This window comes from Streptomyces sp. Edi4 (genome assembly GCF_040253615.1).
In the GTDB taxonomy this organism is placed as follows: Bacteria; Actinomycetota; Actinomycetes; order Streptomycetales; family Streptomycetaceae; genus Streptomyces.
In genome coordinates this window covers 268,646-282,351 of record NZ_JBEJGY010000004.1, presented here as the reverse complement: position 1 = coordinate 282,351, position 13,706 = coordinate 268,646, and the positions used below count along the sequence as shown (strand labels likewise).

Below are 13,706 nucleotides of genomic sequence, written 5' to 3'. Positions count from 1 at the left end.
CCCCGCTGACGTCTCCCTGACCGGGCGGCCGAGCCGGTCTGACGTCCCACTGAACTCCCTCTGGTGGCGCCCCGGGGGAGCGCGCGGCGCGGGTCGGGCAGGGCCACGCGACGGTGCCCGGCCCCGCATGGAGCGGGAACCGGGCACCGTCGCGTGAGCGGAACCTCGGGAGGCAGTGGCGCGTTCGCGTCAGGGCGCGAGGCGCAGGCGGTCGCGGGCCGCCTTGTCCACCGCCGCCGCGCCGTACGGCCACGGCAGGCTGGTGCCGTCGGCCCAGAGCTTGGTCTGGTCGGTGTACGTGTCCGCGGTGGCGTGGCCGGAGGCGCCGGTCAGATTGATCCAGCGGGAACGCTCGAAGTCGGCCATGTCCACGACCATCCGCATCGAGGGCACCCAGATCACCTCGAAGCCCTTCTGGGGATCCCATCCGTTGGCCATCACCGTGTCGGTGCCACCGCCGACGCCGATCGGATCGGCGTTCAGGAGCCACTGCAAGGGTGCCGGCCCGCCGGTGCCGAGGGTGGCGTTGCGCAGGGTCAGGGTGTGCAGGGCTCCCCAGCGCCACTTCTGCGGCTGGTCACCGAGCCGCTTGTGCAGGTCGGATGCGGCCCGCTCCATCGCCTGGCGCAACATCGCGTCCCGGCCATGGACAGCGGGGTCGGTGGCGCTGGTCCACCATGGGCTGTCGGGTTGGTCGAGCAGACCGCGCACCACGTCGAACCAGCGGCCGCCGCCGTCGGGATAGGCATAACTCTTCACCCCCGCCTTGCTCAGCCGGTCGGTGAACGCCTCCTTCAGCAACTCCGCCCAGACCGCGTTGAAGTAGGCGGCGGGCGCCGAGTCCGCGCCCTGGGTGAAGTCCCAGTCACGCAGCAGGTCCTGGGCCCCTTTCGCGTCCGCGCCGACCTGGACCCGCAGCAACTGCGGCACCAGGGCGGCGGCGTTGCCGTTCCAGGTGTCCTGGGTGATCCGTTCCATCGCCGCGACGTCCAGCTTGCCGGCCTGCTTGATGAGGTCGATGATCCGCTGGCTGCGGTATCCGGTGCCCCAGTCGCTGCCGATCAGGTGAGGGTAGTCGGGCCCGACGACCGCGTTGTTGGCGGTCACGATGTAACCCTCGGGCGGATTGAAGCTCGTGGGCAACTGGTCGAAGGGCAGATAGCCGGTCCAGTCGTACGCCCCGGTCCACCCCGGCACCGGCCGGCGGCCGTCGCCCGCCTTGCGCACGGGGATGCGGCCCGGTGTCTGGTAGCCGATGTTCCCGGCCCGGTCCGCGTAGATCATGTTCTGTACGGGTGAGGCGAAGGCAGCGGCGGCGGCACGGAAGCCGTCCCAGTCCTTGGCCCGGTCGAGGGCGAAGAGGGCGTTCATGGTGGGCGCGGGGTCGAGCGCCGTCCACCGCATGGCGACCGCGTAGCCGTCCCGCGCGGTGTGCGGCGGCACGTCCGGTTCCCTGCCGTCGTCGGCGACCTCGTCGGCCGACTTGAGTACGTCCGATATCAGCGGGCCGTGCCGGGTGGAGCGCACCGTGAGGTCGACCGGGTGGCCGCCCGCCACCTTGATGGTTTCCTTGCGGACGGTGAGCGGAAGCTGCTCGCCCTCGTACTCGTACCCGGAGCCGCTGACCTTCTCCACGAAGAGGTCGGAGTCGGCGGCGCCCAGGTCGGTGAAGCCCCAGGAGATGTCCGCGTTGTGGCCGATCACCACGCCCGGCATGCCGGCGAAGGTGAAGCCGGTGACGTCATAGGGACAGTCCGGGCCCGAGCGCGTGCAGTGCAGGCCGACCTGGTACCAGATGCCCGGCAGCGAGGGCGTCAGATGCGGGTCGTTCTCCAGGAGCGGCTTGCCGGTGGTGGTCCGACTGCCGGACACCACCCAGGAGTTGGACCCGATGCCCGTGCCCTGGGGGCCGAGGACGGCGGCCAGGACGGTACGCACCTTCGCACTGTCGGCCAGCGCGGCCGACGCGGCGTCGGGGACGACGGGGATGGTGGCTGTGGCGGGGGAGACGGCGCCGGTCGCGGGGCCAGGCGTAGTCAGGGCCGGGGCCGGGGCCGGGGCCGAGGACGAGAGCGGAGCGGCGACCGGGGTCGCGGTCATGGTCTGCGCCTGGGGTGCGTTGGCGGACGCCCGGTCCGGGACGATCGGGGACCAGCGCTGGTAGTCGTAGGCGGGGGAGAGGGCGTCTGCCGTCCCGGCCGGCAACCGGGCCGCCAGCATCGCGTGCTGGAACTGGTCGATCATGCCCGTGTTGAGGTTCCAGGCCATGGTCTTGAGCCAGGAGACCGAGTCGGCCGGTGTCCACGGCTCGGGCCGGTAGTCGCCGGAGACGAAGCCGAGCACCGGGTACTCCACCGAGAGTTCGGCGCCCTGGTGGTGGGCCAGATAGGCGTTCACGCCGTCGGAGAAGGCCCGCAGATACGCGCGGGTCTCCGGTGACAGCATCGTCACCTCCTGCTCGGCCACCCGGTACCAGCCGAAGGTGCGCGCCACCTTGTCCGTCTGCACCTGGCTCGGCCCGAACATCTCGGCGAGCCGGCCGGAGGTGACGTGCCGCTGGGTGTCCATCTGCCAGAAGCGGTCCTGGGCCTGGGCGTAGCCCTCGGCCATGAACAGATCGTGCGCGTTGGCCGCGTAGACCTGCGGGATGCCGGAGGCGTCCCTGACGATCCGGGCCTCACCGTCCAGGCCGGGCACGGCGACGGCGCCGGACAGTTGCGGCAGCGAGCGGTGGACCGTCCAGTACGCGTACCCCGCGAGTGAGCCGACGGCGAGCAGGATCAGCGCGGTGAGGGCGACCGCGGCCCGCTTGACGATCCGCCGCACGCGCCGACGCCGGGAGCGGGGCGCGGGGGTGGCGGCGTCGGAAGTGGACGTGGGGGCGTCCTGGGCCCCGGGACCGGAGCCGGCTGGGGCCGGTGTGTCCGCGTCGGGGTCAGTGGCGGGACGGGGATCGTCCGGCGGGGACGTGTCGGTCTGGACTGTCATGGGGCGGTGCTTCCTTGATCGGCGGGATGGCGGCCATGGCGACGGCCGCCGTGCGCGGACGCGAGAACGCGGCGCACGGCGGCGGTGGGGGCCGGGTCATGGAGACCGGCGAAGAGGTGCAGGCGCGGGAGGTGCAACTTGGCTGCTCCGAGCGTCAGTTGCCCGGCAGAGGCGTTTCCGTCAACGTACGCCCATCGGCTCAGCGGGCCAGTCGGGCCGCTCCCTCGGGCCAGGAGCCGTGACCGGAGGCAGAGGGGGCGGCCGGCGAAGTCGGCGCCGCGCCGACCAGGGTCAGTCGGGGGCGGCCGGGCACGGGGTCCGCCGCGTGCGCCCCGACGGAAAGTCCGCCGATCCCGCCGAGCCCGCCATCACGCGGCCCGCCGCGAGCCGAGCCGAAGCCCGCCGCTCCGTGCTGCGTCGACGTGTCCTGAGACGGCTCGTCGTGACTGAGCTCGTCGTGACTCGGCTCGTCGTGACCGGGCGCGGCATCGGCCGCGCCGGATGGCGTGCGGTGGGCGAGCGGGTCGGGGCGTCCGGCGAGGATCGCCTCCTCGATCCGGCGCAGTTCCGGCCCGGGCAGCAGTCCCAGGTTCTCCATCAGCGTGTGCCGGGCGCGCTGGTAGGCGGCCAGCGCGTCGGCCTGCCGGCTGCCTCGGTAGAGCGCGACCATCAGAAGGGCCCAGAGCCTTTCGCGGTAGGGGTGTTCGGCGGTGAGGACCGTCAGATGCGGCACCAGGCGTGCGTGGCCGCCGAGTTCGAGGGCGAGCTCGGCGTGCTCCTCGACGACCGCGAGGCGCAGTTCCGCGAGCCGGGCACGCTCGACGTCGAGCAGCGGACCGCTCACGCCGGTGAGGGCGGGGCCGGGCCAGGAGTCAAGCGCGGTGGCCAACGTCCGCTCTGCGGCGCCGGGTTGACCGGACGCGCGCAGTGTTCGCGCGCGGGCAGCGGACTCCTGGAACCGGCCCAGATCACACTGCTGCGGGCTGACGGAAAGCCGATAGGAGGCGCCGATGCGGGTGAGCACTTCGCTCGCGGCGCGTGGGGCCCGGCCGGGCTCGAAGAGCCGGCGCAGCTTGGAGACGTAGGCCTGCACCAGGTTGGCGCCGTCCAGTACGGCGGCGTCGCCCCAGATTCCGTCGAGCAGGTGGTCGCGGCCGACAGGAGAGCCGGCGCGCAGCAGCAGGACGGCGAGCAGGGCGCGCTGCCGGGGCGCGCCGAGGGGGAGTTCGACGCCGTCCCGCCAGCCCCGGACTTCCCCGAGCACTTCGAAGCTGAGGCCGGCCGGCAGGCCGGTGGCGGGAGCGGGAAGGGCGGAGGAGGGGAGACTGGCCGAGGAGGGGAGCGTCGGCGAGGAGGAGAGGGCGGTCGAGGAGGGGAGAGCGGTAGTCATGCGGACCTCCGCCGAGCCGGGCTCCGTCGCGGGACGGCTCGGGCGCAGTTGTGGGAGTACGGTGCGGGGGCGTGCCCGACCGGCGCCGGGACGGAGCGGAGCGCGGTCCGGACGGTCCGGGTGGGGTCGGCGGCGCCGGTCACGCGCCGCCAACGTCCGTGCGGTCGGGTCGAGTTGGGGTCAGGCGCCACAGGAGGGGCCGGGCACGGCAGGGCCGTCGCGTCCGTGCCGGAGCCCGAGCGGTCGACCGAAGCCGGACACCGGTTCGCCACCGTCCATGCCACTCCCTGGTTCGCTCGCGTCACGACGTGGGCCAAGGGCGGCCACCGTCTGACGAGAAATGCTGCACGGGAGGCATATACGTGGGATCCTCAAGCCCGCCGGGGCCGCGCGAACGGCCTCCTATCCGGCATATATCCGCCGTAGATCGGTAGGGACCAAAGTGGTCACCGAGCAGCCGCCTCCACGACGGATACCGGCTCTCCCCGTACTCGGCACAACGATCCACGGAGCGGACGGCACCTCATGAAGCGATCCATCAAGTCCCTGATCCTGCGCAAGGCCGCGGTCCTGGTCACCGCGGTGTGCGCCGCCTCGCTGGTCTCGGTGGCCGTCTCCCACGACGGGACGCAGGCGTCGGCGAGCACCGTGAGCGTCCGGGCCGGCGGCCCGTCGAACATCGACGAGTGGAACAGTCAGGGCTGAACCGCCGCGCGCCACGGGCGCCCTCGGACCGAGCAGCCCGGCGCCTCCCCCGTCGCCGGGCTGCTCACCCTTCCACGGCCCCCACGAGGCCGCCGAGCGAGCGCACCAGAAGCTCGGCCTGGTCGGCGTCGGGCAGGCCGAGTCCCATGAACACGTCGTGGGCCTGACGCGCACGGGCCAGGGCCGTGCCGCTCGCGCCGGTCTGCGCCAGCGCGCGGGCCAGCGCCAGCAGGCAGTGCCCGCGCTCGCGCTGGGACCCCAACTCCTCGCTGAGGCCCAGCGCCTGCTCCGCCTGCGCCAGCGCCTCGTCGTATCGGCCCAGGTCCCGCAGACTGTCCGAGAGCCGGAACCTGGCCTGAGTCTCGCGCCCCCGCAGCCGGGCCGAGGCGCAGATGTCCAGGCACGCGGTGTAACTCGCCACGGCGTCGGCCCGCCGGCCCAGTTCGTGCAGCGCCATCCCGTGGACGTACCAGGCGTAGGAGGTCCCGTGCGGATCCCGTACGGTACGCAGTCGCTCGAGGACGCCCTCGCAGGCCTGAGCCGCCTCGGCGGGACGGCCGCTGCGCAGCCGGGCCTGGGCGGCGTTCAGGACGGTGATGAGTTCGCCCGAGCGGTGGCCGAGCTCGCGGGCCAGCTCGGTGGCGCGGTCGTAGAAGTCCACCGCGTCCGAGAAGCGCCGCTGCCACTGGGCGATCAGGCCCCGGTCGTTGAGGATCTGCTGAAGGATGACCTCGTCCCCCGCCCGCTGGCAGGCCTCGGTCGCGAGCCGGGTGTGCAGCTCGGCCTCGGCCAGCTGGGTGTACTGGACGGCGGCGTTGCCGCACACGAAACGGGCCCGGGCCTCCGCCTGGTCGTCGCCGCGGGCCGCGGCGGTGTCGGCCACCTTGCGCGCGGCGGCGGCCAGTTGACGGTAGGGGATGTCCCGGCCGAACGGGCTGAGGGCGACCAGCAGGTCGCCCGCCGTGCGCAGGATGCGCGGGCCGGCGTTGGCCGGGCTCTGGGCGGCCAGGGCCGCCGCGTTGACAGCGCAGTCGAATTCGGCCGCCACCCAGGCGCGTGCCTCGGCCAGCGTGGCGAAATGGGGGCCCGACTCGGGCCTGCCGCCGAGGATCGCGCCGACCGGGTCGCCGGGCACCATCGCCTGGAAGGCCGAACACGCCCCGTCCAGAAGGTGATCGAGGAGCCGTCCCAGAGCGGCGGCCGCCTCCTCGCTCTCCGCAGGCTCGGACCCCGGCCGCTCGACCACCACGAGCTGGAGCGCGAAGGAGCGCACGAGGTCGTGGTAGCGGTAGCGGCCCGGCAGCGGCGCCTCCAGCATGGCCGCGTCGACCAGGGACTCCAGGAGTTCTTCGGCGTCGTACTCGTCCAGGCCGAGGGCGGCCGCGGCGGCCGCCGTTCCGATGCCCTGCCGCGCGACGGGGGCAAGCAGTCGGAACACCCGGGCCTGGGGGCGGGGCAGCTGGTGGTAGCCGAGTTCGAAGGCGGCCGCCACGCCCAGGTCCCCGGCGCGCAGCTCGCCGATGCGCAGCCGTTCGTCGGCGAGGCGCCCGGTCATGGTCGCCACCCGCCACCGCGGTCTGGCCGCGAGCCGCGCGGCCACGATGCGCACGGCGAGGGGCAAGTGGCCGCACAGGGCGACCAGTTCGGCCGCCGCCTCGGGTTCCGCGCCGATGCGTTCCGGTCCCACGATCGCCCGCAGCAGGGCGATGGCCTCCCGCGTGTCGAAGACGTCCAGGTCGCTCTGGAGGGTGGTGGAGAGCCCTGCGAGCATGGCCCGGCTGGTGATGATCACGCCGCAGTCGGCCGAGCCGGGCAGCAGCGGCCTGATCTGCGCGGGGTCACGCGCGTTGTCGAGCACGACCAGGACGCGGCGGCCGTCGAGTGCCGTACGGAAGAGCAGGGCGCGGTCCTCCGTGGAGGCGGGCAGGCCCTGGCCGGGGATCCCCAGAGCGGTCAGGAAACTGCCAAGGACGGCGCCGGGGTCGGCCGGTTCCAGGCCGTTGCCGCGCAGGTCCGCGTAGAGCTGGCCGCCGGGGAAGTCCGGTTTGGCCTGGTGGGCGACTTGGAGGGCCAGGGTGCTCTTGCCGATGCCGCCCATGCCGGTGACGGATACGACGGTGAGCGAAGGCCGGGCGGGGGCCGTGAGCGCGCGGTACAGGGCCTGGACCTGGCCGGCGCGGCCGGTGAAGTCGGAGATGTCGGCGGGGAGCTGGGCGGGCCGCGTCGGCACCGGCGGCTCGGGGGCGTGCGGGGCGGCGAGCCCGGCGTCGTGCGCGGCCGAGGCCTCGGGCGCGGGAGGCGCGGTGCGGCCGGTGCCCGGTTCCGGGGCGCCGTCCGCGCGACCCATCAACAGCGGATCGTTGGCCAGGATTTGTTGGTGCAGCGCGCTCAGCTCGGGGCCCGGGTCGATGCCCAGTTCATCGGCGAGGGTCCGACGGGCCCGGCCGAACACGGCGAGCGCGTCGGCCTGGCGGCCCGTCACGTACAGGGCGCGCATCAAGAAGCCGTACGGCCTTTCCTGGAGCGGGTGTTCCTGCGTGAAGCCGATGAGGTCAGGGATGACGAGCGCGAAGCGGCCCTCACGCACATCGTGCGCGAAGCGTTCCTCCTGGAGCGCGAGGCGCAGCGCGGTGAGCCGTGAACGCTGTTGTTCGGCGAAGGGCCCCGGCACCCCCGCCAATGGCTCGCCTTGCCACAGTGCGAGGGATTCGGTGAGCAGCCTGCCGCACTCCTCCTCCTGGCCCGCCGCCCTGGCCCGCGCGGCATCGGCCGCCAGTTCCTCGGCGTACAGCGCGTCCACCGCGCCGGGCTCAACCAGCAGCTGGTAGCCGTCGCGCAGCGACACGAGGACCTTGGGGCAGGAGCGGTCCTCCTCGACGATCCCGCGCAGCCGCCACGCGTAGGTGCGCAGACTTGACAAGGCGGAGCCCGGCGCCTCGTCGCCCCAGACGGCGGCGATCAGCTCATGGGCGGGCACGGCCCGACCGGCCCGCAGCAACAGCGCGGCCAGGAGAGCCTGTTGCTGCGGCGAGCCAGTGGTGAGGGTGTCACCGCCCCGGACCGCCCGCACGGCCCCGAGCACGGTGAACCGGATGGCCTCCCCCATGGATCCGTCATCCTTCCCATCGGCCTCGCTGGTCGTGCCGCCGCTACGGGACGCCCCCACACCCCCGACGATCAGCTCTCGATTATCACACCGGGCGGCGCGACGTCCTCACTCGTCCGAACCGGGTCTGCCCGAACGTCCCCACGACGATGGACGTTCGGGCAGGTATCTCCCTCAACAGTCGACATGTCCATCTTCCGGGGTGCGGGACGTGGAGGGCGAGCGCTATCCGCGAGGTCCAGCCGAAAGTGAGCGGATCCGTCAGGAAGGCGCCCGTGTCCTCCCGGCATCGACGTACGGGCCACCGCTTCATGGCCGCGTCGGCGAGGACCGCCGGTCGCGTCGGGTCCGGTGAACGCACCCCGCGCCACCGAATGCTCCACGCCAACTGGCTCACGGCGTGCGCGGTTTGCCACCTTCCGCTTCCACGTCCCCGGGGACGTACGGGTTGGACATGTCCCTGACAGGAAGGTGACAGGGGGCCCGGCGCACGACGTGGGAGGTGTTCCGCCGGACGCTCCAGCCGTTGGTGATTCCGGCCAACGTGCACCGTTTCTGTTCCCCACGCGCCGCCTGTACCGCACCATCACAGTCGTCGCCCGGCTCGACCCGCCGGGCGCGCAAACGGGGAGAACGCGCGGTGGGTCCCGCCGTGGGCTCCGACGGACGTCGACGACGTTGGAAGAGCTTTGACCAGAGGCGGCGGCAGAGCGCTGGCTCGGGGTTCGCCATCGGCGTTCAGGATCCGTCAGGTCGGCGACAACTCATGCCTGACCGTCCAGATACCTCCCAACAGCGACAACTGGGTCTACACCTACCGCTGCGACAGCACGCCGTACCAGCAGTGGACGCTGCCCGCCGAGGTCTACCAGACGGCGTGGAACACCGCCGTGGACTACGCGGCCGCCCGGTGCGCCAAGGACACCTCGACCTGCTCGTGGTCCACGACCACCCGGACACCGCCGTTCACCCTGCCGGAGACGTGCGTCTCTCCGATCTGGTTCAACGACACCTCGACCACGATCCCGTGGGAGATCTCGCTGAACACTTCCACGGGGTGGACCAACACCATCGGCTTCGAACTGGGCGGAAGCCTGACCCTCGGCAGCGACCTCATCGGCCTCAAACTCGATGTCACCGCCGAGGTCAACGGCGCGACCACGGTGGACCTCAAACAGGAGATGGGCAACAAGCTGACCGTGAGCGTGCCTCCACGCCAGTACGGATGGGTCACGCTCTCGGAGCTGGCGACGAAGGCCACCGGAACCTGGACCTTCGACACCCAGGGCTTCCGATGGAGCGCCGACGACACCATCACCGTCCCTCTGAAGTACGACGCCAAGGGCGGCGCGAGCATCTACAGCGCACGCACCAGACCGGCCTTCACCAACTGCGCCGGCGCGGCCTAGCTGTTCTGTCCCGGGAGGTTGTGGACGGGTGAGCTGGATCTCGGCTGAGGGATCTTGAAATGGGTGAGGGCCTTCCGGTTCGGTGTGGATTGCGACGTCTACACCAACAGAAAGGCCCTCGTGTCCCACCGTAATGCACCCCTGACCGAGACCGGGCGCCTGCGTCTGGCCCGCTGCGTGGTCGAGGACGGCTGGCCCCTGCGCCGGGCCGCCGAACGCTTCCAGGTCTCGCCCACCACCGCCCGACGCTGGGCCGACCGCTACCGGCAACACGGTGAGGCGGGCATGGCCGACCACTCCAGCCGCCCGCGCACCAGCCCGCGCAGGACACCGACCCGCACCGAGCGCCGGATCATCAAAGTCCGTGTCCTGCGCCGCTGGGGACCGGCCCGCATCGCACACCTGCTGCGGCTGGTGCCCTCAACCGTGCACCGTGTGCTGACCCGCTACGGCCTGGCCCGCCTCACGTACCTGGACCGGGCCACAGGCCGCGTCATACGCCGCTACGAACGCGAACGTCCCGGCGAGCTGGTGCACGTCGACATCAAGAAGCTCGGCAACATCCCCGACGGCGGCGGACACAAGGTCCTGGGCCGGGCCGCAGGCCGCAAAACCCGCTCGAACGCCGGCTACAGCTATCTGCACACCGCCGTCGACGACCACTCCCGCTTGGCCTACAGCGAGATCCACGCAGACGAGAAGAAGGAAACCGCCACCGGCTTCTGGCAGCGGGCCCACGCCTTCTTCATCCAGGCTGGCGTCACCGTCGAACGTGTCCTGACCGACAACGGCTCCTGCTACCGCTCACACGCCTGGCGCGACCTGCTCACCGCGGCCGGGATCGCCCACAAGCGAACCCGGCCCTACCGGCCGCAGACCAACGGCAAGGTCGAACGCTTCAACCGCACCCTGCTGGACGAATGGGCCTACGCCCGCCCCTACCGCTCGGAGACCGAACGCCGCAAGGCGTTCCCCGGCTGGCTGCACACCTACAATCACCACCGCGGACACACCGCGCTGAAAGGCCAACCACCCGCCAGCCGCGTCCCCAACCTCTCAGGGCAATACACCTAGCCAAGCCCGGCCTCGTTCCCGGCCGCCGGGGAGGCGGGAGCACCGGCGTGCTGGGGGCGGCCGGGGGTGGTCCACCCGTCGCGGCGGGCGCGGTGGACGGTGAAGCGGTCGAAGAGTACGGGCGTCGGGAACGGGTTGGCCGTCGTCGCCCCCTCGGAGTGGTAGTAGCTCACGGTGATGCTGGTACGTCCGCCGGGCAGGTGGCCGGGGTCGACATCGAAGACCGCCACGCCGTACGGGTGAGCGGTGTCGGGGTCGCGCACCGCCGACCACGTGGCCTTCTCCTTGGCGTCCGGGTCGGCCTTGAACGGCAGGCGCTTGGTGCGCACGAACGCGTCCGGGACACCGCTGCCGTCCGTGTCGCCGAGATAGGTGTCGTCGTGCGAAGCCGTCCCGCCGCCGCCGAGAATCAAGTGGACCGTGCCCTTGGACGTGTCGATCTCGCGGAGCCCGTCATCGACGACACTGGGCCGCAGCAGACTGCCGGGGTCGGTGCCGCGTACCGGATGGGTGCGCTCGTAATCGTGGTCGTGGCCGCACAGGACCAGATCGACCGCGTACCGGTCGAACAGGGGCAGGAGCTGTTCACGGATCCCGATGTCGCCGCCGTGGCTCGCCGCCGAGGACGACATCGCGAACTGGTGCATGGACACCACGATCCAGTCCACCTCCCGCCCCGCCCGGGCTCGCGCCAACGTGCGCTCGAGCCAACGCAGTTGGGCCCCCTCGCTGTACCCGCTGATGTAGACCGAGCGACCGGTGGCCGGATCGACACTGGCGTCGTCCTCGATGGCGATGTCGTTGCCGTCGACCGACAGGAACAGCACCGAGCCGACCTGGAAGCTGTACCAGTTGCCGCAGAAGTCACGGGTGTGGTTGTCCGGCAGGGCGAACCGGGTGTGGTACGAGGCATAGCCCAACTCGCCGCCTCCCGCCTCGACTTCGTGGTTGCCCGGCGCCGGCATCCAGGGGCGGTTGCGCGCCGAGACCGACATGTTGTTCATGAACGCGTCCCAGCACTGGGGCTGGCGGTCCTGGTTGTTGTTGGCGTACGCCAGGTCGCCATTGAGGAGGTGGAAGAGCGGGTCGAACCGCTCGACCTGGCGCACCGCGGCCGCGCCGTGGAGCGCGGACTTGCTCCAGGAGGACGACCCCGTGCCCAGATCACCGAAGCTGGTGAAGCGGAACGCGGCCCGCTCGCGGCCGGGCGCGGTGCGGAAGGTCCCGCGCACCGGCGCGGCTCCGTCGTGGACGATCTCGTAGACGTACGCGGTGTCGGGGCGCAGCCCGTGCAGCCGGGTGTGATGGGTGTACGTCTCGACTTTGTTCAGTCCGTCGACGTAGGTCCGGGTCTCGGCCTGGTGGGTGTGGCCGAAGCCGCCGTGGGCCGTGCCGAGCCTGAGGCGGGGCCGGCGCACGGAACCGGCGCTCGCCCAGGAGACCGTCATCTCGCGCGAGGGTTCGTTGCCGTACTGGAGGTGCACCTGCTCGGGGCCCGGGGTGCCCGCTACGGCGGGCCGGCTCCACAACAGCGCGGAGGCGGGCGCGCCGGCCAGGGCGCCGGCGGCCGCCGTGCTCCTGAGAACGGTTCTGCGCGAGGGGTTGGTCATGTCGGCCTCCTGAGTCCCGGAAATCGTCCGGAGACTGACAGCGGAGGCAGACATCGCGGCCAGCGGGGGAGGGACGGACGGCGAACAGCACGTGAACGGGACCGGCGGGCGGCCCGTCACCGCCCCACGGACGCGCGTGCGCCCGCGCCCCTCCCCGCCCGGGTCAGCCGCCGCTGACGCCCACGCGGGTGCTGAACCCCCTCTGGGTCAAGGGCAATTGCGGGCCGTTCTGCCATTGACGGCCGTGATGCTCTGGCACTTCAAGCCACCGGGCGCGACGTGCCGGGACACCAGGACGACCGTCATGACGACGATGGAGACGGCTATCGCGAGGATGCGGAGTCCGGCCCTCACGTCGCATGGACGGCCGCCGCGCCCCTGCGGTTCCCCGAGACGGCGCGGGGGATGGCGCAGGAGAGGGATCAGGGGATCAGGACGACCTTGCCGAGATTGCGGCGCTGCTCAATGACGGTGTGAGCGCGTGCGGCTTCGGCGAGCGGGATCTCCTCGTGCACGGCGGTGCGCAGGGTGCCGGCTTCGCGCAGCTGCCACAGCTCACGCAGCCAGCGGTCGTAGAGTTCGGGCTTGCCGAGGGCGATGGCCCGCATCTGGAAGCCGATCATCGAGGCGCCTCGGACGAGGAGTTCGTACGCCTCCACCGTGCCGCCGCCGGAGCTGAAGGCCACCAGCCGCCCGCCCGTCGCCAGGGCCCGTACCGCCGGGCCGAGCAGATCGCCGCCGACGCCGTCGAGGATCACGTCGTACGGGGCGCCCCAGTCGTCGTCCTCGTACAGGATGACCTCGTCGGCGCCGAGACCCCGTACGAAGTCGGCCTTGTCCGCCCTGCTGACGGCGGCGACGACGCGCGCCGCCCCACCGGCCTTGGCGAACTGGAGGGCCAGCGTGCCCACAGCGCTGGCTGCCGCCGTGACCAGGACCGATTCGCCGGGCTCCACGCGCGCGGCCTCATAGGCGCCCCGCGCCACCAGCCCGCTGCGCACCAGTGCGACCGCGTCCACGGCGCTCGCGTCCTGCGGGATGCGGGAGGTATGGGCGGCGTTGAGGACCGCGAACTCGGCGTAGGCGTGGGCGAAGCACAGTCCGGTGACGCGGTCCCCGACGGCGAAGCCGGTGACCCCCGCACCCATGGCGGCGACCTCCCCGGCGACCTCGCCGCCGAACGGCACCGGCCCGTTGCCCTCGCGCACCTTGCGCACGGTCGGCAGGGTCACCCCGACCGCCTCGACCCGGATCAGCACCTCCCCCGCTCCTGCCTCGGGCCGGTCGACCTCCTCGGCGAACAGAACCTCGGGTCCACCGTTGGCCTCGTGGCGGATGCGCAGCACAGGACCTCCCCGTTCCGATTTCATTGGGTGCCCCAACGATAATTCGAATCTCGTGGGGAAGTCCAACGATATTCGGAT

General features: G+C 72.1%; 8 protein-coding genes. 3 read left to right on the top strand and 5 right to left on the bottom strand.

The features are described 5' to 3' along the window. Positions 1-189: 189 nt before the first annotated feature. Positions 190-2,988 (bottom strand): penicillin acylase family protein, encoded by a 2,799-nt coding sequence (locus ABR738_RS03310; protein WP_350228440.1) that lies wholly within the window; start codon positions 2,986-2,988, stop codon positions 190-192. Positions 2,989-3,187: 199 nt separating this feature from the next. Next, positions 3,188-4,378: an AfsR/SARP family transcriptional regulator gene (locus ABR738_RS03305; protein WP_350228439.1), complete on the bottom strand. Its 1,191-nt coding sequence runs from the start codon at positions 4,376-4,378 to the stop codon at positions 3,188-3,190. 525 nt (positions 4,379-4,903) lie between these two features. On the opposite strand from ABR738_RS03305, the gene ABR738_RS03300 reads away from it, so the two are divergent. Continuing rightward, entirely contained in the window at positions 4,904-5,083 is a 180-nt protein-coding gene (locus ABR738_RS03300) for a hypothetical protein (protein ID WP_350228438.1), read from the top strand. A 64-nt stretch (positions 5,084-5,147) separates the two neighbouring features. Here the strand turns inward: ABR738_RS03300 and ABR738_RS03295 are convergent, their stop codons facing one another. Next, positions 5,148-8,189, bottom strand: coding sequence for an AfsR/SARP family transcriptional regulator (locus tag ABR738_RS03295; RefSeq protein ID WP_350228437.1), 3,042 nt, complete (start codon positions 8,187-8,189; stop codon positions 5,148-5,150). 689 nt (positions 8,190-8,878) lie between these two features. On the opposite strand from ABR738_RS03295, the gene ABR738_RS03290 reads away from it, so the two are divergent. Continuing rightward, entirely contained in the window at positions 8,879-9,598 is a 720-nt protein-coding gene (locus ABR738_RS03290) for a hypothetical protein (RefSeq protein ID WP_350228436.1), read from the top strand. A 120-nt stretch (positions 9,599-9,718) separates the two neighbouring features. Then, the gene (locus tag ABR738_RS03285) at positions 9,719-10,672 is read left to right on the top strand and encodes an IS481 family transposase (RefSeq protein WP_350228435.1); all 954 of its coding nucleotides are present in this window, start codon (positions 9,719-9,721) and stop codon (positions 10,670-10,672) included. On the opposite strand, the gene ABR738_RS03280 is transcribed toward ABR738_RS03285, so the two are convergent. Continuing rightward, positions 10,669-12,282 (bottom strand): purple acid phosphatase family protein, encoded by a 1,614-nt coding sequence (locus ABR738_RS03280; RefSeq protein WP_350228434.1) that lies wholly within the window; start codon positions 12,280-12,282, stop codon positions 10,669-10,671. The genes ABR738_RS03285 and ABR738_RS03280 overlap by 4 nt on opposite strands. 422 nt (positions 12,283-12,704) lie before the next feature. Continuing rightward, positions 12,705-13,628: a quinone oxidoreductase family protein gene (locus ABR738_RS03275; protein ID WP_350228433.1), complete on the bottom strand. Its 924-nt coding sequence runs from the start codon at positions 13,626-13,628 to the stop codon at positions 12,705-12,707. Positions 13,629-13,706 lie beyond the last annotated feature (78 nt).